Origin of the sequence: Candidatus Pantoea floridensis (genome assembly GCF_900215435.1) — a bacterium.
Taxonomy (GTDB): domain Bacteria; phylum Pseudomonadota; class Gammaproteobacteria; order Enterobacterales; family Enterobacteriaceae; genus Pantoea; species Pantoea floridensis.
This window is the reverse complement of the sequence record NZ_OCMY01000002.1, coordinates 1-23268: the sequence shown is the minus strand read 5'-3', so window position 1 is coordinate 23268 and position 23268 is coordinate 1. Positions and strand designations below refer to the sequence as shown.

Sequence of the window (23268 nt, the reverse complement as noted above, 5' to 3'; positions counted from 1 at the left end):
AACCATTATCATTATCATGCGCATTTGCTTACAATTGTTAATGAAACAGGGAGAAGATCTAAGTGAATGTAACCATGCGTGGCAAAAAGCGTCCGGTGGCGCTTTTTTTAGCGGGAGTGCTAACGTCGCCTGCAATTGCAGCAGAATCCACGGAAAAGCTTGCAGACGACGAATCGATGATTGTCACTGCTGAACAGGAGCTTAAACAACAGCCAGGCGTCTCCACCATCACGGCAGAAGACATCAAGAAAAATCCCCCGGTTAACGATCTATCCGACATCATTCGCAAAATGCCAGGTGTGAATCTCACCGGTAACGGTGCCAGCGGCAGCCGCGGTAATAACCGCCAAATCGATATTCGCGGCATGGGCCCGGAAAACACCTTGATTCTCATCGATGGCGTGCCCGTCTCTTCACGCAATTCTGTGCGTTATAGCTGGCGCGGTGAGCGTGATTCACGCGGTGACACCAACTGGGTGCCCGCAGATATGGTGGAGCGTATTGAAGTTATCCGCGGCCCTGCCGCTGCGCGCTACGGTTCGGGCGCGGCGGGCGGCGTGGTGAATATCATCACCAAGCGCCCCACCAACGACTGGCATGGCTCACTGTCGCTGTACACCAACCAGCCTGAAAATAGCAAAGAAGGCGACACGCGCCGCGCCAACTTCAATCTTAGCGGCCCGCTGGCGGGTGAAGCGTTGACGATGCGGCTGTACGGCAATATCAACCGCACCGACGCCGACGCGTTTGATATCAATACCGCTGAAAATGGTTCTTACGCGGCGGGACGTGAAGGTGTGCGCAATAAAGACATCAATACCGTGCTCTCCTGGAAAATGACGCCGCTGCAAATCATCGATTTCACTTACGGCTACAGCCGTCAGGGCAATATTTACGCCGGCGATACGCAAAACAGTAATAGTAACGCCAGCACCGATGGCCTGGTTGAATCCCTTTACGGTGATGAAACCAACCGCATGTATCGTCAGAGTTACGGCATAGCGCATAACGGAATCTGGGATTGGGGAACCTCAAAACTCAATTTTAACTACGAGAAGACCAATAACACGCGTCTGCAGGAAGGCACCGCTGGCCGTACTGAAGGGATGATCAATAGCAACACTTACGCCACCAGTCGTTTGGAAAGCTATCGCGCCGGCGGTGAAATCAACTTCCCGGTGCAGCTGTTGGTGGATCAAACCGTGACCTTAGGCGCAGAGTGGAACCGCGATGAGCTCAACGATCCGGCTTCGATGTTATCGGCCAGCGCACCGGGCGTGAACCTGCCGGGCAGTTCAGGCGATCCGTCGCAGCGCAGCAGTAAAAACAGCGCCACCATTAGTTCGCTCTATTTCGAGGACAACATTGCCGCAACCGATACCACCGAGGTGATCCCAGGGCTGCGCTTTGATTATCACGATCAGTTTGGTGCCAACTGGAGTCCGAGCCTGAACGTCTCGCAAGGACTGGGTGATTACTTCACGTTGAAAGCCGGTATTGCGCGCGTGTTTAAAGCGCCAAATCTTTATCAATCTACCCCCGGATACTTGCTCTCTACCCGTGGCAACGGCTGCCCAATTGGGCTTAGCCAATGTTATCTGATGGGCAATAAAGACCTTGATGCGGAAACCAGCGTCAATAAAGAGATTGGCCTCGAGTTCAGTCATGAAGGCTATGTAGCGGGCATCACCTGGTTCCGCAACGACTACAAGAACAAGATTATCTCCGGCACCGAGCCGATCTACTCCAGTTCTAACCCGACCTATAACGTGCTGCGCTGGGAGAATGGTGGCAAAGCGATTGTGGAAGGACTGGAAGGTAATCTGACCATTCCTTTAATTGCCGACACGTTAGAATGGCGCTCGAACGCGACTTATATGTTCCGTTCGGAAAGTAAGAAAACCGGCAATCCGCTATCGGTGATCCCTGAGTTCACCATTAACTCGCAGCTGGAGTGGCAGGCGACGGACGATCTCAGCGCCAATATTAACTGGACGCAGTATGGGCGTCAGAAACCGCGACAAAATGCTGAGACAGTGATTGATGTCAGCAATATGACGTCGAAAGAGATCAGCCCTTATTCGGTGGTGGGTCTCAATCTCAATTACGACGTCACGAAAAACCTGCGGGCAAATGCCGGTATCAATAACCTGTTTGATAAGCGCATTTACCGTGAGAACTCAGGAGCTTCGACCTACAACGAACCGGGCCGGGCGTATTATGCAGGCGTGACCCTGTCGTTTTGATTCAGCGGGTTTAGGTCGCCATCAATGGCGTAATGCTGGTCAGTTAAGCGTGAATCGGTCACCATGAATGGTGGCCCTACGTGAATATAGCCAGGTTTTCGTAGGGTGCGCATTGATGCGCACCAGGACGATTCACATCAGCTAAAGAAATCCCGCAACGCCTCCGCCAGCGCCTGCGGTTGCTCATCCGGGATGAAGTGACCGCAGTGCTCAATCTTGATTCCCGAAACGTTTGCCGCGAATTCACCTAACGGCAACGCCATATCGGGAATCGATCCCTGATCGGCACTGACCGCCAGCAACGGCAGTGCTAATTTGCCCTTATCCCGCAGCAGATGGCGATTTTGCGTCGCCGATACTGTCACTTCACGATACGCCGCCATACCTGCCCGAATTGCCCCAGTTTGTTGTAACAGCCGCGTATATTCCGCCATATCTTCCTCACCAAACACCATTGGACTGGCCGCTTTGCGCTTGAGGAACCATTCAAGATAAATCTCTTCTCGTCCTTCGATAAGGGCTTCAGGGAGATCGGGCAGCAGATGAAAAGCGAAGTGCCAGGTTTTCCATGCTTTGTCCGGTGTGGCAGGTAGCGCCTCTGGCAAGGTCACACCTGGAATGCCGGCATCCAGCAGCGCCATTTTGATCACCTGCGCGCCAAATAGCGAGGCGTAGGGCCAGGCAACCCAGGCACCCACATCATGCGCGGCAAGATAATAACGCTCATGATTCAGCTGCTGCATTAAGCCCTGGACTTTCTCCGCCAGCGAAGTGGTATCGTAGCCGTTGATTGGCTTATCGGAATCACCCTGCCCGGGGAGATCGGGAGCGACAATAAAGTAGCGATCGCCCAGTAGCGCCATCACGTGACGCCAGGCGAACCAGCTTTGTGGGAAACCTGCCAACAGCAATAACGTATCACCCTCGACATTACCGCCACTCACATAGTGCAGCCGCACGCCGTCAACGGTGGCGTAATGATGGGAAAATCCGTCGAGTTGCGCAAAGGGCTGCGCCCAACCTGGCGCTGGTTTCATGATGGATGCTGACATTTTCTTCTCCAAGTTTAGGAAGCATTCATTTCCAATTTAAACGAAATTAGGAAATGATCGATTTCTAAATACTACCTGACGAACGCCGCGATGGGTAATCCCAAAATGATCCGCGCTTTTTTTACCTAATTGTCAGCGGGTCAACATAATGGGTACCGCTTCATCACAGGTTATTTGCTACTCTGTGCGCGACTATTTCATAACAATTGTGAAACCTATGCGAACATCGGATTTGTTGCGACTGCTGCTGCTGGCGGCAATTTGGGGTGCCAGTTTCCTTTTTATGCGCATTGCCGTACCGGCACTCGGCGCGGTAAACACGGCCTTTTTGCGGGTATTTTGCGGCATGTTGGGGTTGTTAATCATCATGGCCATCATGCGTATTCCAAAACGCTTTGAAGGAAAATTGGGATGGGCGATGCTGCTGGGCGTTATCAACTCTGCCATTCCTTTTCTGATGTATTGCATGGCGGCGCGCGTCTTACCTGCCGGTTACTCAGCAATACTCAACGCCACCACGCCGTTAATGGGCGTGGTGATCGGCGCCGCCTTCTTTGACGAAAAATTCACCCTGAGCAAAATTCTCGGCATGATTGCTGGGTTTGCCGGCATTATCCTTATCAGTACTACCGGGGAATCTCATCTCACGAGTGCACTCGTGCTGGGGATAGTGGCCTGTCTGGTGGCAACCGCGTGCTATGGGTTTGCTGGTTTTCTGACCAAACGCTGGATTGGCGCTCGCGGCGGGCTTGATGCCACCAAAGTGGCATTTGGCAGCCAGCTGGGCGCATCGCTTTTCTTGCTGCCTTTCTTTGCCTTTAGCGCCCCGCAGACACCTGCCGCGAGCTGGCAGCTCCCAGAGGTATGGGCCTGCGTGCTGGCTATCGGTTTCCTCTGCACCGCCCTTGCTTACATTATCTATTTCCGTCTGTTAGCCGATATCGGCCCTCTGCGCACGCTGACGGTCACCTTCATGATTCCGCCTTTTGGCATATTGTGGGGTTGGCTGGTGCTGGGCGAGCAGATTAATCAGGGCTTTATCGGCGGCTCGTTGCTGATTATCTGCGCGGTGTGGTTGGTGACGAGCAACGGATTCAGCAAGCGCCCTGCGGTTAACAGCGTGGTAAATAAGTAATCACACCTTTTTTCCACCGGGCTTCAGCGATCGATTGAGATCCTGAATGCGTTTCATGGTTTTGACCGTGCGCGCTGAGGTCGCTGAAGCCACCGAAAGAATCAGCATTTCCAGACATACCAACACCGTGCCGTGCAGCGGCATGCGGCCATTCTCACCGCCGCGCGGCACGTTAATCATCACATCCGCCTCTTTGGCAAACGCCGAATCAATAGCGTTGGTGAGCAAAATGACCGGCATGCCGAGCCGCTTTGCCTCTTTAAGCGCGGTGATGCCTTCCCGGTGCGCCGATTTCTGCGCCATCATGATCAGCACATCGCCGCGTTGCAGCGTAATTAACTGTTCTGCTAATGCAATTCCGGATCGGTTGAGGGTGACGGCAGGAATGCCAATGCGGGTGAATAAGCGTGCGCTGTAATCCGCCAGAATCCCCGATGCATTAATACCAAAGAGCGCCACCTGACGTGCTTCAATCAGCAGCGTCACCGCTTGTGCCACCGCCTGGCGATTGTGCGGTTCGGAAAGTGCATCACACGCACGCTTATGGCCACCCAACACAAAATCGATGCCTGAATTGATATCACACGACAATTCGCTCACGGTCGCGCTCATCTTCTCTTCGGAGTTCATTGCTGGACCAAACCAGGCTTTGAGGGTGGTTTTGAGATCGCGCAATCCGGCAAAGCCCAGCGCCTGAACGGCACGCACCACTGTTGCATCAGAAGTCTGCGTCGCATCGGCAATTTCCATCGCTGTAGCATCTACTATTGCCTCACGATTATCGTGGATATATTGCGCCACGGTTTGCAGACTTAATGATAAGGTTGGCGACCGCAGGCGATAACGTTCCCCTAATACATCCACACGGTTTTTAATTTTATTCGTACTCATCTGTTTAAACTCACCATCCTGCGATTCATTTGTTGCACGCCTGTAGTAAATGAGTGGTTTTAAACTGGCCATTTTGACCTTATCGGTCTGCCACAACCTCAGCAACAACGCCTGATTTTAAAAAAACAACACTCTGTAAAATAACACCTTTATTATGAAAATGGTGCTATTAACAGTCAGGAAACCCGGCCTCGACCTGCTGTAGTATCCGCACTTTTATTTCCGTTTACTACTACATTTTTTCATGTTTGAATGATTCTCAATTGCATTACATTGGCTATTTAACGCCGCACGACATTACGCAAAATTAACCACTCACTTCGATTCACGGATGAATATTAATCCCGTAATAACACCAGGTTTAATTACATGAATAATAATCTGCCATGCGCTTTTAAATCAAAACGCCATCCCGCGATCCTTGCGGCGATTTATGGTGCCACCCTTTGGGGTTCGGCCAGCAGTTTTGCGGCCGAGGAAAACACTACGCTGACGGTATCGGCCGATGAAACCGCGGCGCAAGGCTATAACGCCACTAGCAGCTCGGTAGGGAGTAAAACGCCAACGCCTCGCATAAACCAGGCGCAGTCGGTGAGCGTGGTGACGCAGCAACAGCTTGAAGATTATCAAGCATCCAGCCTTGCCGATGCGATGCGCTTCGTCAGCGGCGTGACCGAAGGCAACACGCTGGCGGGTACCGAAGATGGTTTTGTTCGGCGTGGTTTTGGCAGTAATTCAGATGGCTCGATCTACCGCGACGGCGTTCGCAGCAGCCAGGGCCTGAATTTTGATGCCACGACCGAGCGCGTAGAAGTATTGAAAGGCTCAGCCTCGCTGCTGTATGGCATTCAGAATCCGGGCGGCGTCATCAATGTTATCAGCAAAAAGCCGCAATATGAGTGGCACACCAAAGTGAGCGGTAAGACCTCCAGTGAAGGCGGCGGCGCAGGCACCGTTGATGTCACCGGACCGCTTGGCAACGGCTTCGCCTTCCGTCTGATTGCGGAAAAACAAAATCAGGATTACTGGCGTAATTTTGGCAGTGACAAGCACACGCTCATTGCGCCCTCACTTCAATGGTTTGGCGAACAAGCCAGTTTCCTCATCAGCTATGAGGATTATCAATATGACATCCCATACGACCGTGGCACGGCGTTTATTAACGGCAAACCTGTTGATATCGGTTACAAGGATCGTCTTGATGATAAAGCCAACCACGCGTGGGGCCACAACAAAACGCTCAACGCCCATTACGACTGGCAATTTAATGATGAGTGGAGTACCCGCGTTACGCTCGGTTGGAACCAGCGCCAGTACGACAACAACGAAGTGCGCGTTACCGCAATCAATCCCACCACCGGCGTGGTGACGCGTCGCGCCGATGCTAACCGCGGCTTTAACCATAAAACCAAATACGTATCGTGGGATCTGATCGGGTCACAACAAGCGTTCGGCATGACGCACGATATCGTGCTGGGCACCGATTACGAGATGATCCAAACCTACCGCGCACATCAGTTCCAGGGCAAAGCCAACAGCGCATTTAACCTGAACGACCCGCAGTACGATATTTTATCACCCATCACCAATAGCACGACGGAAAACAGCGCCAACGCCAATAACCTGAACCGCACGCATAGCCGCTCGCTGTATGCCAAAGACAGTATCAGCCTGACGGAGAACTGGATTGCGGTGCTTGGCGGACGCTACCAGCATTATGAACAACGCGCCTCGAAAGGCTTCGATCCGGTGGTGCAAACCCTGGATAGCGAAGGCAATAAATTCCTGCCGCAGGTCGGTTTGATATACAAAATAACCCCAGACGTTTCGCTATACTCCAGCGTCAGCAAATCCTTTACGCCCTCCACCGATGTGGATGATGATGGCAATGTGGGCAAACCGGAACAGGGCACAACCTGGGAAGTGGGCAGCAAATGGCAGATTTCACCGAAGCTTTTTGCCAGCGTGGCGCTGTATCGCATCAACGAGCGAGACATGTCGCTCTCCATAAATGGCACCACACGCGCCATTAATAAAGCCCGCTCCAGCGGGGCGGAATTTGAGTTAAATGGCGAAGTATTACCGGGCTGGGATCTCAGCGCCAATTACAGTTACGACAAAGCAGAAATCGTTGATGACGGCGTAAACGCAGCCAACAACGGCAATCGGCTGCAGAATGCACCCCGCCATTCTGGCGCGCTCTATCTGAGCCATAACTTGGCCATCTCCGGCATTCCGGGCGACTTCCGCGTTGGCGGCGGCGCGCGTTACGTTGGCAGCCGCGCAGGCGATCCGGAAAATAGTTTCACCATGCCGGATTACGTCGTCGCGGATAGCTTTATCGCCTGGAATAACTCACTATTTGGCGAAAAAACGCAGTTGAAACTGAATCTGAATAATCTGTTTAACAAGCACTATTACACCTCCAGCGGCGGTAACTTACGCGTGCGTGAAGGCGAAACCCGCAACCTGATGCTCGAGGCCAGCGTTGAATTCTGATTCCGTACGTCTATCAGGCGCATTGCGTGCGCCTTCCCTCCTCGGCGCGATCCTGTTGATGCTAGCGCTTAGCAGCGCTGCATGGGCGAAAAGCATCACCGACATTGACGGTAATCGCGTTGAAATTCCCGATCATCCACAACGCATTGTGTTAGGCGAAAGCCGCATGCTGTATACGCTGGCGCTGCTGGAGCCGGGCGATCCTTTTCAGCATATCGTGGCGTGGCCGCAGGATCTGAAGAAATACGACAGCCAGACCTGGAACAGTTTTGCGCGCCAGTTTCCACAGATGTTGAAGATCCCGTCGCTGGGTTCTGGCGGCCCGAATGCAATGAATCCCGAGCAAATTCTGGCGCTGCAGCCCGACGTGGTGATATTGCCAAGCCTGGCGCGCTACGATGATGCCGATCTGCGTTTGGTGAGCATGCTAAAAGCAGCGCATATTCCGGTGGTGAAAATCGATCTGCGCGTGCATCTGCTGAAAAATACGCGCCGCAGCGTGGAGATCTTCGGTGAAGTACTGAATCAACAAGCGCGAGCGCAGGCATTTAACCGCTTCTACGACGCACATATGCAGGTTATCCGCCAGCGCTTAGCCCGCTATCAGGGCGCAAAACCCTCGGTACTATTGCAACTGCATCTCGGCCGACGCAACGAATGCTGCGTAACCGCCATTAACGGCAGCCTGGGCGAATTACTGAATGCGGCGGGCGGCGCTAACATTGCCAGCAAAACCCAGCATGGGGTTTTCGGACGTCTTAGTGAAGAAAGCGTGATTGCCGCTCAGCCTGATTTCTACTTCGCCACGGGCTTCGGCGATAACGCATCGCAGGGTTTGCTCAAGCTCGGCCCTGAAGTAGCGCCAGCCGCGGTGCTCACCAGTTTTAAACAGCTCACCGCGCAGCAAAACGGTTTACGCGAGTTGCATGCGCTGCGCAATGGACACGCCGCAGCGATCTGGATGAACTTCTATCTAAGTCCCTGGCACATTGCCGCCACGGAGTTTATGGCAAAAACCCTCTATCCCCAGTTATTTACTGACGTTGATCCGGAGAAAACGCTGCAGCAGATATTTCATGATTTTCTGCCCATCCCTTATAGCGGCACCTATTTTAAGGTCATCAGTCCCACGGAGACTAAATAATCGCTGTCGCTGCGCTTGTGATTAATCGGAACATCGCTAATCTTAAATTTGCAGCACGGGCATGGCGTCGAAGAAGTTATTTCCGCCATGCAACAACAACTCATGAGAGGATGTTTTATGGCTGAGCATAGAGGCGGTTCCGGTAATTTCGCTGACGATAAAAAGAAAGCGTCTGATGCCGGTAAAAAAGGCGGAGAGAAAAGCGGCGGTAGTTTCAAAGACGACCCTGCAAAAGCCTCCGAAGCTGGTAAGAAAGGCGGTAAGAAGTAGCTATTACAGCTGCAAGTAGTATGCAGCTTGCTGGAACCTCGCCCGGGCATGGACGCCCGTTGTCGTCCCCCCTCAAGCATTAAACTTCCCCCGACAAATATTGTTAATAACCTGACTTAACTGCTAACAATTTGCAGCGCGCCCTAATGCCGATTCGTCTTAATAAATTTGATTGTTCATTTTTTAACGTGACAAATATCACATTTATGCCAGGCTTAATTTATTCACATCATGCGACATGGAGATATATATGACTGTGCAAACCACTAATAAGACCTTAATTACTGAAGAGTATCCGGTTCCGCCATTTAAAAAACAGCAGCAACCGATGCCTGGTTTAGCAAGCAAAATGGATCCCCGTCCAGATCATGGTGAAACCAGTTATCGCGGCAGCGGTAAACTTACCGGACGTAAGGCGCTGATCACCGGCGGTGATTCCGGTATTGGCCGTGCCGTCGCTATCGCTTATGCCCGAGAAGGGGCTGATGTGGCGATCAACTATCTGCCCGAAGAGGAATCCGATGCCGCTGAAGTTGTGCAACTGATTGAAGCAGAAGGCCGTAAAGCGGTGGCGATTCCGGGTGACATTCGTTCTGAAAAATTTTGTCAGGAGCTGGTAAAACAGGCTGCTGAACAGCTTGGCGGGCTGGATATTCTGGTTAACAACGCGGGTCGCCAACAGTTTAATGAGTCAATCCGTACCCTTTCCACCGAAGATTTTGATGCGACGTTCAAAACTAACGTCTACGCGATGTTCTGGATCACCAAAGCGGCGCTGGAATATTTGCCTGCAGGATCTTCCATCATCAATACCTCCTCGGTTCAGGCTTACCAACCGAGCGCGATTTTGCTGGATTATGCCCAGACCAAAGCCTCAATCGTTGCCTTTACTAAAGCGCTGGCGCAACAGCTGGGCAAAGATAAAATCCGCGTCAACGCGGTCGCCCCGGGTCCATACTGGACTGCGCTGCAGGTTTGCGGCGGCCAGCCGCAAGAGAAAGTTGAGAAGTTTGGTGAATCGGCCCCGCTGGGTCGCCCTGGACAACCGGCTGAGATCGCCCCGCTGTATGTGACCTTTGCGCAGGTGAATAACAGCTTCACCTCCGGACAAGTGTGGTGCTCGGATGGTGGTACCGGTACGCTATAACGTCTGCAGCGTTTGATTCGCCCTACGACATCAATGACGGTCGCCTTTATGGCGACCGTTTTGTTGCTAATAGCCGTGCGGGAAACACGTCGCGTAACCATTCGATAAACACCCGTAGGCGCTGCGTAAGATGCCGATTTTGCGGATAAACCACGTGAAATGGGTATCTTGCCGGTTGCCATGCGGCAAGTATCTCGACTAAGCGTCCCGCTTCCAGATCGGCTGCTGCCGCATAGCGGAAGGTCTGAATAATCCCCAATCCCGCCACCGCCGTTGCCAGATGTGCATTGCTTTCATTCACACCAATGCGATGTGCAGCCTTGATTTCCAACACGTCCTCATCACGCGCAAAGCGAAACGGAAACGCCCGGCCACTTTGTGGCGATAAATAGCTGACCAGCCGATGACCGTTGCGTAGCTCCTGCGGATAAGCCGGCACGCCATACGTTTTCAGATACGCGGGCGCGGCGCAGGTGATGAGCTCAGCATCGCCCAAATGTCGCGCCACCAGCGAAGAATCACTCAGCGGACCGCCACGAATGACGCAATCGACATTGCCACTGATTAAATCTACTGCACGGTCTGAGACGCCAAGATCAAGGCGGATTTCCGGATAGCGTGCGATAAAATCCGGCAACAAAGGAATTAATACATCGCGCGCGGTGGATCCGCCAATGTCGATACGCAAATAGCCGCTGGGTTTAACGCTTTCCGCGTTGAAAGAGTGGTCGATATCTTCCAAATCACGCACGATGCGCAGCGCCTTTTCGTAATAGTCGCGCCCTTCGGGCGTCACCGTAACGCGTCGCGTGGTGCGCTGCAGCAGGAGAATGCCAAGATGCGCTTCCAACTCCTGCACCAGCTTGCTGAGCGTGGCGTTGGGCATATCCAGTGAATCTGCCGCACGGGTAAAATTGCCTGCTTCTACTACGCGTGCAAACGCGCGTATTGCCATTAACTGATCCACGCCGTTTTCCTCAAGCCCGCATTATCCACCTACAGAAATAGTCCTTTCGATTTTACACCATTTATCACCAAACTCAGCAGGAATAGAGTGCTTCTCATGCACTGCAACGCAGTCATCTCAACCCCATTACATTTGGAGAAGTACACATGAATACGCTTAACGGTAAAATCGCACTGGTAACCGGCGGCACCACGGGTATCGGTTTAGCATCAGCGCAAGAGTTAGCGGCACAAGGCGCCCGCGTATTTATCACCGGACGTCGTCAGGCGGAGCTTGATGCGGCGGTGGCCCGCATCGGTGCCAGCGCCACCGGCATTCGCGCTGATGCTTCACTGCTGAGCGACCTCGATAATGTGTATGCAGAAATCGCCCAACAGGCGGGGCGGCTGGATATACTTTTTGCCAACGCGGGCGGCGGCGATATGTTGCCGCTCGGTGCCATCACCGAAGAGCATTTTGACCGCATTTTTGGCACCAACGTTCGCGGCGTACTGTTCACGGTGCAAAAGGCGCTGCCGCTGCTCAGCGACCACGCCTCGGTGATCCTCACCTCCTCCACCACTTCGGTTCAGGGCACTGCCGGTTTCAGCGTCTACAGCGCCAGTAAAGCGGCAGTACGCAACTTTGCCCGCTCGTGGGCGCTGGACGTGAAAGATCGCGGCATTCGCGTTAACGTTGTCAGCCCAGGACCGGTGCGCACGCCAGGCTTAGGTGGCTTGGTGAGCGAAGATCAGCGTCAGGGATTGTTTGATGCGCTAGCGGCACAGGTGCCGTTGGGTCGCCTGGGGGAAGCGGAAGAGATCGGCAAAGTGGTGGCGTTTTTGGCGTCTGATGCATCCAGCTTTATCAATGCCGCCGAACTGTTTGTCGATGGCGGTATGGCGCAGGTGTGATAGCGCAAGGTAGGTATGGCTGGGCTAATGCCGATCGTTGATATCGCCGGTTTTTCGTAGGGTGCGCATTCATGCGCACCTGCATAAACTGGCCTTGCTTTGCAGCCTTCAGGCCGCGCTGGGATCGGCTTCCACATACAAATAACCGATACCCAGCACCTGACGCGCGCGATCTAACTGGCCAAAATGCACATTTGTGCCTTTGCTTTTCAGCGCATCGCGCGGATCGAAAGGATTGAAATCAATCTGCTGCACGATGCTGTGCAGCCAATTTTCACCGAAAGTACAGCTGCGTCCATATAACCAAATCTGGTTAATATTCAGCGTATTGAGAAAATTATACAAGCTCATGCCGATCGCCTCTGCTGCACGCTGCGCCCACGCCACGATCCACGGCTCGCCCGCTTGCCACGCGGCCAGCAACTGCTTGCTCGAGGGCTGCGCTGCCTGCGGTGCTCGCTGATGAGCAGCCTGTTTTAACGCGCTAAGGGACGCTACCGTTTCCAGACAACCCTGGCGTCCGCAGCTGCAGCGTAAGCCGTTGGGCACAATAATGGTGTGGCCGATCTGGCCACTGCCATAAAGATTGCCGCGAAAGATTTCACCGTTAATCACGAAGGACGATCCAATACCGTAATCGACGTTGATGACGCAGAACTCACTCAACGCGTTGCGATTGAGCCACTTTTCAGCCAGCGCCAGCATCACGCAGTCGTTATCGACGCGGACTTCAACGCCAAGCTTCTCCTCCAGCAGAAATTTCATCTGCAGCGGCGTCTTCCACGCGGCCTGCGGCATATGCTGTGATACGCCAGTCACCGGATCGACCTGGCCATGTACCGCCAACGCCAGATTAATGCGCCGCTTCGGCCACTGTTTACAGGTTTGCCGCCATACCGCTTCAATCTCATTGAGTAGTGCTTCCGGCGTCTCAGCGTTGATCGTGGTTTGCTGATAGTCGCCTTGCGGCACGAGCTGCGCATCAGCCAGCTGCCGTTCAATACTGGTTGGCTTCACGCACAAACACAGCGTCCACGGCCCTTCGGAAGGCAGTTGAAAACTGCCGTTGCTGTTGCCACGGGTGCTCATCACAGCATGGGAATGCTGAAGTTTTCCCTCATCCAGCAGCGCCTGCAAAATTTTACTGGCAGCGGGGATCGTCAATCCACTGAGCTGGGCCAGCTGCGATTTGCTGAGCTGTTTATGGCGCCACATCAGGTCAATAAACACGGCCTTATTGTGTTTGCGTACGTGAAAATTGTTCAGTCCAACCGGCTTCATTTTCTCTCCCTGCATCCACAGCAGACGCGTTTACTAAACAGCGTTTACTATCTTTTGTGATGGTCTCACCATCCTGCTTGCACCCATTGCTCTAGAGTTCGTGCTCATCCCAATAACAAAAAATCATCATGACCTCTCAAGGGAAAAATTAAAATGACAACATCACCTGCAAACCATCCGTGGCTGCTCCGCCTCGGCATTCCACCCGCGCTGGCATGGGGCTACGTCGCTGTGCTGCTGTTTATGATTGGCGACGGCGTCGAATCGAACTATCTGGCTCCTTACCTGCATGAAAATGGCTTTTCGCTCAACATCGCGGCGGCGGTGATCGCGTTCTACGGCGTGACCGTTACCCTGGGTTCATGGCTGGCCGGTTCACTCTCCACGTTAATTGGTCCGCGCAAAGTGATGCTGGCGGGCGGTTTGATTTGGATTGTATTCGAAGTCCTGTTTCTGGCCATTGCGCTCCCTTCACACAGCGTACTGCTGCTGGCGCTAACTTACGGCCTGCGCGGCGTGGCTTATCCGATGTTTGCCTATGCTTTTCTGGTGTGGATTCAGGCCGCCGCCCCCGCGGAGATGCGCGGCTCAGCAACCGGTTGGTTCTGGCTGGCGTTTACCGGCGGCTTGCCGACGCTGGGTTCGCTGGTGGCAATCTTCTCGATCAGATGGGTTGGCGAATATGCCACCTTCTGGCTGTCGCTGGGGCTGGTGGCGCTGGGTATGTTGGTAATGCTCGTCGCGCTGAAAGAGCGCAGCGGATATCAATCGCTGCTGGATGAAAAGCATCGTCAGCAGGGCACCGCCCGAACGCTAATGGGCGGCATTGATATTCTGTGGCGTGAACCACGCATTGCCGCCGCCGCCGTGGTCCGCATCATTAACACCACGCCCTACTTTGGTTTCTTTATTTTCCTGCCGGGCTTTTTCACCGAGCAGATCGGTTTTACACAAACCGAATACCTCAGCCTGATCACGATCATGGGCCTGGTTGGCATGAGTTTTAACCCGATCGTCGGCAAAATCAGCGATCGCATCGGCTGGCGCAAGGTATTGACGGTATTTGGCGGACTCGGCTCCGGTATTTCAATGCTACTCATGTACTTCGTGCCGCAATGGAGCCATGGCAGCTTTGTGCTCAGCGTGATTTGCGCCTGTTTATATGGCATCACCTTGTGTGGCTATGTCCCTGCCGCAGCACTGTTTTCTTCACTGTGTCAGCCAAAAGATAAAGGCAATGCGATGGCGATCTACTGCTTCGCCGCCGGGCTTTCGACCTTCTTTGGCCCGGCACTCTATGGCGCCTTCAACGCACTCTTCGGCACCTCGGGCGTGGTTTGGGGATATGCCGCGCTGTACCTGGTGAGCGCGATGCTTTCGTGGTGCTTCCTGCTTAGCCCGCTCGATCCCGGCGAGCAGCACAATCCCGAGGCGCAGCGCCTGCGTCGTTTTGATTCTGTCGCTTCAGAGTAAAGAGAAAAACATGAAAGAGTTTGATTACATTGTGGTGGGCGGCGGCAGCGCTGGCTGTATCGTCGCCGCCAGATTGGTCAGGGAGGGCAACGCGCGCGTGCTGCTGCTGGAAGCCGGGCGCGATGAATATCATCCGGTATTAAAAATGCCGGCGGGTTACATGAAGTTCCTCGCCAGCGACAAGTTCCTGACGATGCATCAAACCGAGCCGCAAGCCCAGCTGAACGGACGCGGTGTGATTGTGCCGCAGGCGAAGGTGCTGGGCGGAGGATCGACGGTGAATGCCATGGTGTATATGCGCGGCCATCGTCAGGATTATGCCGACTGGAATCACGCGCTGGGCAATCAGGGGATTGACTGGTCGTGGGAGGCGCTGCTGCCCCACTTCACCGCTATCGAAGATAACGATCATCTTGGCGCTCCCGATCATGGCGTTGGCGGCCCAATGAAAGTGTCACATCTGGGTCACTTCAGCCCGCTCAGTCGCGCGTACGTCAAAACCATGCAGGGCCTGGGCATCCCTTACACGCCGGATTTCAACACCGGCAATCCGTTTGGCGTCGGGTTCATGCAGCACACCATCAATGGACAAACGCGTCAGCGTTGCAGCGTGGTAGATGCGTTTATCAACCCGCTGCGCCAGGACACACGCTTAACGATTGCCACCGGCGCGCAGGTGGAGGAGATCCTGTTTGAGGGCGCGAATGCCACTGGCGTCCGCTACACGCTGGAGGGGCATCCGCAGCGTGCCAGCGCCTGCAAAGAGGTCATACTCGCCGCTGGCGCCTACCAAACGCCGAAACTCCTGATGCTCTCCGGGATTGGCCCACAGGATCAGCTGAAAAAGCACGGCATCACGCTACGTCATCATCTGCCAGGCGTTGGTAAGAACTTGCAGGATCACTATGAAGTGCCGGTGGTCGCCAGCACCAAAGGTGCGTTTGGCTATTACGGTCAGGATCGCGGCTGGCCAATGATCAAAGCGGGTTTGCAGTACATGCTGTTTAAAACCGGCCCGGTCACCACCACCGGCGTCGAAACCTGTGCCTTCTTTGATCCGCTCGATTTTAGCGCCACGCCCACCATCCAGATGTTCTGCGTGCCCACGGTATATCTCGATCGCGATGTGATGGGCGCCGACCCTGGCCACGGCGTCACCGTTAATTCGCTGCTGCTGCGCCCCAAAGCCACCGGCGAAGTCACGCTGCGCGACGGTAGCGCCAGCAGCTTGCCGATCATTGATACGCAAATATTTGGTCACCCGGATGATTTGGCTCGCACCATTGCCGGCTTCCGCTTCGCGCGGCAGGTGATTGCCGCAACGCCCATCAGCGAGATGGTGCAGCAGGAAATTTTCCCCGGTGCAGAAATCACCTCCGATGTAACTATCGTCGAGCACTGTAAACGCATGGTGAAAACCGGCTATCACCCGGTGGGCACCTGCCGCATGGGGCACGCGAACGATCCGCTAGCGGTGCTAAGCGACGATCTGCGGGTGCGCGGGGTCAATCGCCTGCGCGTGGTGGATGCCTCAATGATGCCTAACATCGTTAGCGGCAATACCAATGCCATCGTGATGGCTGTCGCGCACCGCGCCGCAGAATTGCTGATGCAAACACAGGATTTCGTACAGAAGGAAACAGCCGATGAGTGAAAAGTTGACGCGGCTGCAGCGGGCGCTGGCCGATTGGCAGCTGGATGCGGTGCTGCTCACCCGGCGCGATAACATCGCCTGGCTGACGGAAGGTGCCAGCTATTACGTTGTTGAACGCGCCGAAACCGGCGTCGCCAGCCTGCTGGTAACCCCGCATAAGGTGCTGCTGCTCGCACCCGAAAATGAGATGCCGCGCATTCTCGCCGAAGAGCCGCTGCCGTTTGCCTGCGAAACGCAAAGCTATCCCTGGTTTCAGTCGCTAAATAGCGTGCTGCCGCCCGGTAAACTTGGCAGCGATACGCCGCTTGCCGAGACAATCGATATTCAGCAGCAGATGATCGTGCTGCGTCAGGGGCTGAACAGCAGCGAACAGCAAAGATTTCGCACGCTCGGACGCGAAGCCGCGCAGATTGTCGAGGATGTGGCGCGCCAACTGCGTGCCGGCGTAACGGAATGGCAGGTGGAAGCGCAGATCGTTGCGGCTTGCCTGGCGCGCGGCATTCGCCCGATGTGCACCTTAGTGGCGGCCGATGAGCGTATCGCCGCATTTAAACATCCGGTGCCCACTGCGAAAATAGTGCGGCATCAGCTGCTGATTACGCTGGGCGCTGAGCGCCATGGCCTGCACGTTAGCCTGACGCGCCTGGTGCATATCGGTGAACCAGCGCCCGCGCTGCGCCAGCGCCTTCAAACCTTGAGCCAGATCCATGCCGATATTCTCTGTGCAACCCAGCCTGGCCGCAGTTGGTCTGCGGTGTTCAACGCCATTCAAAATGCTTATCAGCAGCAGGGTCAGGGCGATGCCTGGCGCGATCATCATCAGGGCGGCCCGGCCGGTTATGGCTGTCGCGACGAGATCGTAACGTCCGAGTCGCAAGGCGAAGTACGGCTCAATACAGCGCTCGCGTGGAATCCCACGCTCAGCGGCGTAAAAAGTGAAGACACCTTTTTATTGACCTCCGAGGGCTGCGAGGCACTGACGCGTACCGCAAACTGGCCGCTGATTAGCGTGCGACGTGGCGCCAGCCTACTGCACTTCGCCGACTGGCTAGTGTTACCGGCATCTTCATAAGGAAGCGCCCATGTCACAACGTTTAACCAACAAAACCGCGATTATCACCGGCGCGGGCAGCGGGATTGGCAGCGCGATTGCCAGGCTGTTTGCGCGTGAAGGTGCCCGCATAGCTCTGTTTGATCTCAACACTGAGACCACCGCAGCGCTGGCCGCCCAGCTGCAGGAAGCATTTGGACAACAGTGCATGGCCTGCGTGGCGGACGTGACGCAACCGCAGCAGGTACAACGTGCGGTGGTGCAGGCACAGGACGCGCTCGGGCCTATCGATATTCTGATCAACTGCGCAGGCGTGAATGTATTTCGCGATCCGCTGGGGCTGGAAGACGACGACTGGCAGCGCTGCATGGAGGTCAATCTGAAAGGGCCTTACAACCTGATCCGCAGCGTGTTGCCGGGGATGCTGGCGCGGCATTATGGCAACATTGTCAACGTCGCCTCGGTACACGGACATAAAATCATTCCAGGCGCTTTCCCCTATCCGGTGGCAAAGCACGGATTGATTGGCATGACGCGGTCGCTGGGGGTGGAATACGCCAGCCGGGGCATACGTGTTAACAGCGTGTCGCCGGGTTTGATCATGACGCCTGCCGCAGAAGCCTGGCTGGCAAGCTGCCCTGATCCTCAGGCAGAACGTGAACGCCAGGCGGCATTACTGCCCTGCAAGCGCATCGGTGAACCAGATGAAGTCGCTTACACCGCGCTGTTTCTCGCTTCAGATGAGGCGCGCTTTATCAACGCAACCGATATTCTGGTGGATGGCGGCCGCAGCCAGGTTTATCACGATTAATCATTCCGTTTGCTGTCTGCCTGTTGCGCATCACTGCGCACCTGACTAAATCCTCCGCATTGATGTGTTAAAACAGGTGGCAGCAACCGCGCAAAAAATAACATTAGCGCGCCATAACCCGCTATTCTTCGGTGCTGAAGCGACCCTCTGTCATTTGATAATCAGGAGCCTGGAAAAGATGTCTGAGAATCCCAGCATTGCCCTCATTGGACCGGGTGCAATTGGCACCACCATCGCCGCCGCTCTGCATGAAGTTGGCCGCACGCCGACCCTCTGTGGCCGCACCGCGCATCCGCAGCTCGAACTGCGTCACGACAGTGGCAAAATTATTGTCCCTGGCCCGGTGCTCACCCATCCGGCTGACATTGCGCAGCCGTTTGATCTGGTGTTTGTGGCCGTAAAAACCACGCAGGTGGCAGACATCGTCGCATGGCTGGCGGCGCTGTGTGATGAAAATACCGTGGTGTGCGCCCTGCAGAACGGCGTAGAGCAGAAAACGCAACTTGCACCCTATGTCAACGGCGCAGCGGTACTGCCTTCGGTGGTGTGGTTCCCTGCCCAGCGAGAACCGGACGCTTCGGTGTGGCTACGAGAAAAACCGCGCCTGACGCTGCCTGAAACGCCACAGGCTGAACGGGTCGTTGCGGCGCTGCGTGACACGCGCTGTAGCGTCGATCTCTCGGCCGATTTTCTCACCATCGCCTGGCGCAAACTGCTGCAAAACGCCGTTGCTGGCCTGATGGTGCTTTCGAATCGTCGCGCCGGGATGTTCCAGCGTGAGGATGTTACCGCGCTGGCATTGGCCTATTTACAGGAGTGTTTAACGGTGGCGCGCGCTGCCGGGGCAGCGCTGAGCGACAGTGTGCCGCAGGAAATTGTTGACCGTTTCCACCAAGCACCTGCTGATCTGGGCACGTCCATTCTCGCCGACCGCCAGGCCAATCGCCCGCTGGAGTGGGATATCCGCAACGGCGTGGTGCAGCGCTATGGCCGAACCTATGGCATCGCCACCCCGATAAGCGATGTGATCGTGCCCCTGCTGGCGGCAGGAAGCGAAGGCCCAGGCTGAAGATCTGGGGTTACCTGGTCGCCATGAATGGCGTAATGCCGCTCACTTAAGCAAAAAAATGCCTGTTTATGCAGGTGCGCATGAATGCGCACCCTACGAAAACCCGGCGATATCCGCGTAGGGTCGCCATTCATGGTGACCGATTCACGCTTAACTGACGAGCATTACGCCATGAATGGCGGCCTTACGGTGTTGGCGATTAAAATCGCCACGCCGCAAATAGTGCACCGCTGACCTGGCCTGATTTCTCGACGATCGGGCTGTCGGCTGCCTGACTTTCCAGATGCTGCGCCGTAACGCGGGCACCGATCAGCCAGGCAGGCGTTAACGCATACTCCATGCCCATTTCCCAGCCCACCTTCTCCAGACCTGAACCGGCATGGTAACGATTCAGTCCGCTGCGTGCCGCTTGCACCGCCGTCACGCCATATTGGGTCTGCATGTAATCGCTATCCGCCCAGCTCAGGCTCGGGCCGGTGTAAAAACGCAGGCTCGCCGTTGGTCGCCACTGCAAATGCGCATAGGACGCGAGTTTGAATCCCTGCTGATTGCCGCCTACATCCTGGGTTAAGATCACGCCGCCTTTAAAATATTCATTCTCATACACCGCCGAGGTGAAAGCGCGTGGCGTAATATCAATATCCTCCAGCCCTTTTAGGTGCGCATCATCAGACTCCTGACGCGGTGAAATATTCGTCCCTACCCCCAGCGAGAACGTCCATCGATCGGTGTTGGCAACGTTCCATCCGAGAGCAATCAGATCGTCCACGCCACCGACAAAGAAGGGGCCATATTTCAGCTTCAGCGCCGGCACGAAGTCGGTTTTATGCTCTTTGGCGCCAGAATAGTTCGGTTTCACACCGACGCCGCCGCCGATAAAGCCCGAAAATTCATTTTGGCTGGATTCAGCGCAGGCCGCAGAGGTGGCAACCGTTAGCAGGCAAAATAGCGTGAAAGGTTGAGCCAGGGTGAAACGCATCAACATTATCCTTACCGTTACAGAAGTTAATCAGGAGGAAACCTATTGCAGCAGCCTCTTGTAACGCCCGTTTTTACCTTCGGTAAAGTTATGTAACAGCTAGCGGCAGACACACGCAAAAATGGGCTCCGCCCCCTGCCCGATCGTGTACGCTAATGCTGCCAGCGTGATATTCGGTGATCGAACGCACTAACGCTAAGCCAAGGCCATAACCGCTGCTGCTGTGGGCAAGGCGATAAAACGGCTGAAAAATACTCTCGCGCTCAGCGCACGGAATGCCGGGCCCGCGGTCAAGCACCTCAAGTAAAAAACAGCGCTCTTCTGTATGTTTAAGCACCACGCAAATTCCGCTGCCGGCATAGCGCTGCGCATTTTCGATGAGGTTACGTAGAAGACGGCGAATTAAACGCGCATCGACTTCGGCCACCACATGCTCCGCCTGAAGTTCAACTTGCGCGGCGGCACACTCTTCCGCGGCAATCGCCGTGATATCGGCGGGATGAAAGTCCGCGTTAATCGCGCGGGTTGCCATCTCTAAACGGCTGAGGGTCAAGATCTCCTCCACCAGCGCGTCCAGTTCGCCCACGCTGCGTTGCAGTTCGCGGCGCGTGGGTGAATCCTCTGGCGCCAGCAGCGCGGCCGCCATCTGAATACGCATCAATGGCGATCGCAGTTCGTGTGAGGCGTTCGCCAATATCGATTTTTGCGCCTGGATCAATTGCTCTATTTGCATGGCCGAGCGGTTAAAACTGGCCGCCAGCCGTCCCACCTCGTCGCGACCCGAAACCGCTACTCGCGCCGTCAGATTTCCCTGACCGAGTGATTCCACGCTCTGCTGCAGTGATTCCAGTCGCGCCGTTAAACGCCGTATCACCGGGAAGGAGATCAGCGCTACGCAGCTGGCTAATCCCAGCAGCAGCAAAATAAACAGCCACGGCCGTTTCTGGCGGTCGCTACTGAACTGCGTAACCAACACGCGCTTATCTTTTAGCGGCCAGACAAAACGCATGCCGTACCAATCATCATCTAATTGGCCGTAAACCGTGCGCGAAGGAAATGCAATGGGTGGATCGAGTGGACGACTGAGCCGTTCGCCATTGGCGGCAAACAGGGTAAAACGCGTGTGGGCGCGCGCCATCCAGCGATCGATGGCTGCCGCTTGCACCGGCTGTGGCGCGTCCGCCGGCGGTAGATTCTGTTCCACCAGCTCGGAAAAGGTGGCGAAGGCGTTGAGATGGCGATTGTCATCATCGTTCCAAAGCCACAACACGATAGTACAGATCACCACTATCAACAGAGCGCAGCTGAAGGCGAAAAAGATTTGCAGATGCAGCGGAAAATCCGTGAGGCGCTTCATGCGTGCGGCATTGCCGAGAAAACATAGCCGACACCGCGCACGGTGATGATACGTTTCGGCGTGCGCGGATCATCTTCAATCAGCTGGCGAATGCGACCGATATGCACATCAATTGCGCGATCAAAGCTGTCGTAACTTTCACCGCGCACCGATTGCCAGATTTGTTCCCGATTAAGCACCCGCCCGGCATGACGCGCCAGCGCCACCAGCAGATCGAACTGCAACGAGGTGAGCGCACAAGGTTGTTGATGCAGCAGCACGCTGCGCGCGGCGGTATCGATCTCTAGCGCTCCGGAGCGAATAACGTGCTCTGCGTTAAGCAAGCGCCCAGGCTTGATTCGTCGTAGCACCGCCCGCATCCGAGCCAGAAGTTCGCGCGGTTCATAAGGCTTTGGCAGATAATCATCTGCCCCCACTTCCAATCCGATAATGCGATCCGCCGGATCGCCGCGTCCTGTCACCATAATAATGGCGGGCTCATTATGACACTGGCTGCGAATCTGCCGGCAGAGCGCCAAACCGTCGGCATCACCGAGCATCAGATCCAGCAGCACAACGTCGAATTCACACTGCCGCAGGCGCAGCTGAGCGTCTGGCGCGCTGGCGCTGTGCATCACATTAAATTCGTGCTGCGCAAGGTAAGGCATAATCATCCCTGCCAGCCGATGATCGTCCTCAATTAACAAAACGGAGGTCATGTCTTATTTTCCCGGCGGAATCGCTTTATCGATGTGTTACAGACAGCGGTGCAGGTAAATAAGTTTCTCCGGGATAGCGTGGAGAAGGTAATCGGGCGCGGAAGCGCGAAATTTCTGCACAAGCGAATATGTTGCACTTTATAATTTATTCAGCGAATTACAGTATTAAATACATTTTCCGCAAAGCAAAATGCCACTAACTTGCGCTTCGTTAAAATCTTTACTAGGGTTTGCACTTCTTTAGCCTCTTATAGCTTTCTTTTCCTTCAATGAAATAACGGCTGCGAAAGCTATAAGATCGCGCCACTTTTTCTCAGGGGATATTATGAGCACAGGATCGATTTCAGATAAGCCGGCGACCTCCAGCGGGTTAACGGTTGATGATATCACCGTCATCGACAACAAATTGCTGAAGCGCGCCGTGGGTGCCGCTGCACTCGGTAACGCCATGGAGTGGTTTGATTTCGGCGTTTACAGCTATCTCGCCGTCATTATCGGCCAGGTCTTCTTCGCCGATGCCAGCGCAACCGCTCAGCTCATTGCCTCATTCGGTACTTTCGCCGCGGCATTTTTAGTGCGTCCCATTGGCGGCATGGTCTTTGGCCCGCTCGGCGATCGCATTGGACGCCAGAAAGTATTGGCGTTAACCAT

General features: G+C 54.9%; 21 protein-coding genes. 14 read left to right on the top strand and 7 right to left on the bottom strand.

Translation table 11 applies throughout. The annotated features are described in order from the left end of the window. Nucleotides 1-74: 74 nt before the first annotated feature. The gene (locus CRO19_RS20775) at nt 75-2246 is read left to right on the top strand and encodes a TonB-dependent siderophore receptor (protein ID WP_176519245.1); all 2172 of its coding nucleotides are present in this window, start codon (nt 75-77) and stop codon (nt 2244-2246) included. A 137-nt stretch (nt 2247-2383) separates the two neighbouring features. On the opposite strand, the gene CRO19_RS20770 is transcribed toward CRO19_RS20775, so the two are convergent. Next, complete coding sequence (locus CRO19_RS20770) at nt 2384-3298, bottom strand: alpha/beta fold hydrolase (protein WP_097097736.1); 915 nt, start codon at nt 3296-3298, stop codon at nt 2384-2386. A 217-nt stretch (nt 3299-3515) separates the two neighbouring features. Between CRO19_RS20770 and CRO19_RS20765 the strand changes: the two genes are divergently transcribed. Beyond that, on the top strand, nt 3516-4433 hold the full coding sequence (locus tag CRO19_RS20765) for a DMT family transporter (protein WP_097097735.1): 918 nt from the start codon (nt 3516-3518) through the stop codon (nt 4431-4433). On the opposite strand, the gene CRO19_RS20760 is transcribed toward CRO19_RS20765, so the two are convergent. Continuing rightward, nucleotides 4434-5324, bottom strand: coding sequence for a MurR/RpiR family transcriptional regulator (locus tag CRO19_RS20760; RefSeq protein WP_097098324.1), 891 nt, complete (start codon nt 5322-5324; stop codon nt 4434-4436). It abuts the gene before it with no gap. Between the two features lie 369 nt (nt 5325-5693). On the opposite strand from CRO19_RS20760, the gene CRO19_RS20755 reads away from it, so the two are divergent. From CRO19_RS20755 to CRO19_RS20740, 4 genes are all read left to right on the top strand, one after another. Then, nucleotides 5694-7823 (top strand): TonB-dependent siderophore receptor, encoded by a 2130-nt coding sequence (locus CRO19_RS20755; RefSeq protein WP_097097734.1) that lies wholly within the window; start codon nt 5694-5696, stop codon nt 7821-7823. Between the two features lie 58 nt (nt 7824-7881). Next, entirely contained in the window at nt 7882-8967 is a 1086-nt protein-coding gene (locus CRO19_RS20750) for an ABC transporter substrate-binding protein (RefSeq protein ID WP_176519244.1), read from the top strand. Nucleotides 8968-9084: 117 nt separating this feature from the next. Then, the gene (locus CRO19_RS20745) at nt 9085-9237 is read left to right on the top strand and encodes a KGG domain-containing protein (protein WP_008110189.1); all 153 of its coding nucleotides are present in this window, start codon (nt 9085-9087) and stop codon (nt 9235-9237) included. A gap of 250 nt (nt 9238-9487) precedes the next feature. Then, on the top strand, nt 9488-10384 hold the full coding sequence (locus CRO19_RS20740) for an SDR family oxidoreductase (RefSeq protein ID WP_097097732.1): 897 nt from the start codon (nt 9488-9490) through the stop codon (nt 10382-10384). A 46-nt stretch (nt 10385-10430) separates the two neighbouring features. On the opposite strand, the gene CRO19_RS20735 is transcribed toward CRO19_RS20740, so the two are convergent. Then, nucleotides 10431-11351: a LysR family transcriptional regulator gene (locus tag CRO19_RS20735; protein WP_097097731.1), complete on the bottom strand. Its 921-nt coding sequence runs from the start codon at nt 11349-11351 to the stop codon at nt 10431-10433. 146 nt (nt 11352-11497) lie between these two features. Between CRO19_RS20735 and CRO19_RS20730 the strand changes: the two genes are divergently transcribed. Further along, nucleotides 11498-12244, top strand: a complete 747-nt coding sequence (locus tag CRO19_RS20730) for an SDR family NAD(P)-dependent oxidoreductase (RefSeq protein ID WP_097097730.1) — start codon at nt 11498-11500, stop codon at nt 12242-12244. 108 nt (nt 12245-12352) lie between these two features. Here CRO19_RS20730 and CRO19_RS20725 read toward each other — a convergent pair whose 3' ends face one another. Next, the gene (locus CRO19_RS20725; protein WP_097097729.1) at nt 12353-13525 is read right to left on the bottom strand and encodes an ROK family protein; all 1173 of its coding nucleotides are present in this window, start codon (nt 13523-13525) and stop codon (nt 12353-12355) included. A 153-nt stretch (nt 13526-13678) separates the two neighbouring features. Between CRO19_RS20725 and CRO19_RS20720 the strand changes: the two genes are divergently transcribed. From CRO19_RS20720 to CRO19_RS26165, 6 genes are all read left to right on the top strand, one after another. Further along, a complete protein-coding gene (locus CRO19_RS20720; protein WP_097097728.1) occupies nt 13679-14998 on the top strand; it encodes an MFS transporter in 1320 nt (439 codons plus the stop codon). A 10-nt stretch (nt 14999-15008) separates the two neighbouring features. Further along, entirely contained in the window at nt 15009-16652 is a 1644-nt protein-coding gene (locus CRO19_RS20715; RefSeq protein ID WP_097097727.1) for a GMC family oxidoreductase, read from the top strand. Then, nucleotides 16645-17724 carry a M24 family metallopeptidase gene (locus CRO19_RS20710; RefSeq protein ID WP_097097726.1) on the top strand — a complete coding sequence of 360 codons (1080 nt, stop codon included), beginning with the start codon at nt 16645-16647 and terminating at the stop codon, nt 17722-17724. Before CRO19_RS20715 ends, CRO19_RS20710 begins: the two co-directional genes overlap by 8 nt. Before the next feature lie 10 nt (nt 17725-17734). Continuing rightward, a complete protein-coding gene (locus CRO19_RS20705; protein WP_097097725.1) occupies nt 17735-18514 on the top strand; it encodes an SDR family oxidoreductase in 780 nt (259 codons plus the stop codon). A gap of 178 nt (nt 18515-18692) precedes the next feature. After that, nucleotides 18693-19583 carry an oxidoreductase gene (locus CRO19_RS20700; RefSeq protein WP_097097724.1) on the top strand — a complete coding sequence of 297 codons (891 nt, stop codon included), beginning with the start codon at nt 18693-18695 and terminating at the stop codon, nt 19581-19583. Nucleotides 19584-19667: 84 nt separating this feature from the next. Further along, a complete protein-coding gene (locus tag CRO19_RS26165) occupies nt 19668-19817 on the top strand; it encodes a hypothetical protein (RefSeq protein ID WP_176519227.1) in 150 nt (49 codons plus the stop codon). On the opposite strand, the gene CRO19_RS20695 is transcribed toward CRO19_RS26165, so the two are convergent. The 3 genes from CRO19_RS20695 to CRO19_RS20685 all read right to left on the bottom strand — a co-directional run bounded on the left by CRO19_RS20695 (nt 19783) and on the right by CRO19_RS20685 (nt 22617). Further along, nucleotides 19783-20562 (bottom strand): MipA/OmpV family protein, encoded by a 780-nt coding sequence (locus CRO19_RS20695; protein ID WP_097097723.1) that lies wholly within the window; start codon nt 20560-20562, stop codon nt 19783-19785. The genes CRO19_RS26165 and CRO19_RS20695 overlap by 35 nt on opposite strands. 88 nt (nt 20563-20650) lie before the next feature. Next, entirely contained in the window at nt 20651-21919 is a 1269-nt protein-coding gene (locus CRO19_RS20690; protein WP_097097722.1) for a HAMP domain-containing sensor histidine kinase, read from the bottom strand. After that, nucleotides 21916-22617 (bottom strand): winged helix-turn-helix domain-containing protein, encoded by a 702-nt coding sequence (locus tag CRO19_RS20685; RefSeq protein WP_097097721.1) that lies wholly within the window; start codon nt 22615-22617, stop codon nt 21916-21918. The genes CRO19_RS20690 and CRO19_RS20685 overlap by 4 nt, the downstream gene beginning before the upstream one ends. A 325-nt stretch (nt 22618-22942) precedes the next feature. On the opposite strand from CRO19_RS20685, the gene CRO19_RS20680 reads away from it, so the two are divergent. Then, nucleotides 22943-23268: MFS transporter (locus tag CRO19_RS20680; RefSeq protein ID WP_141400274.1), on the top strand; the 326-nt coding region annotated here is incomplete at its 3' end.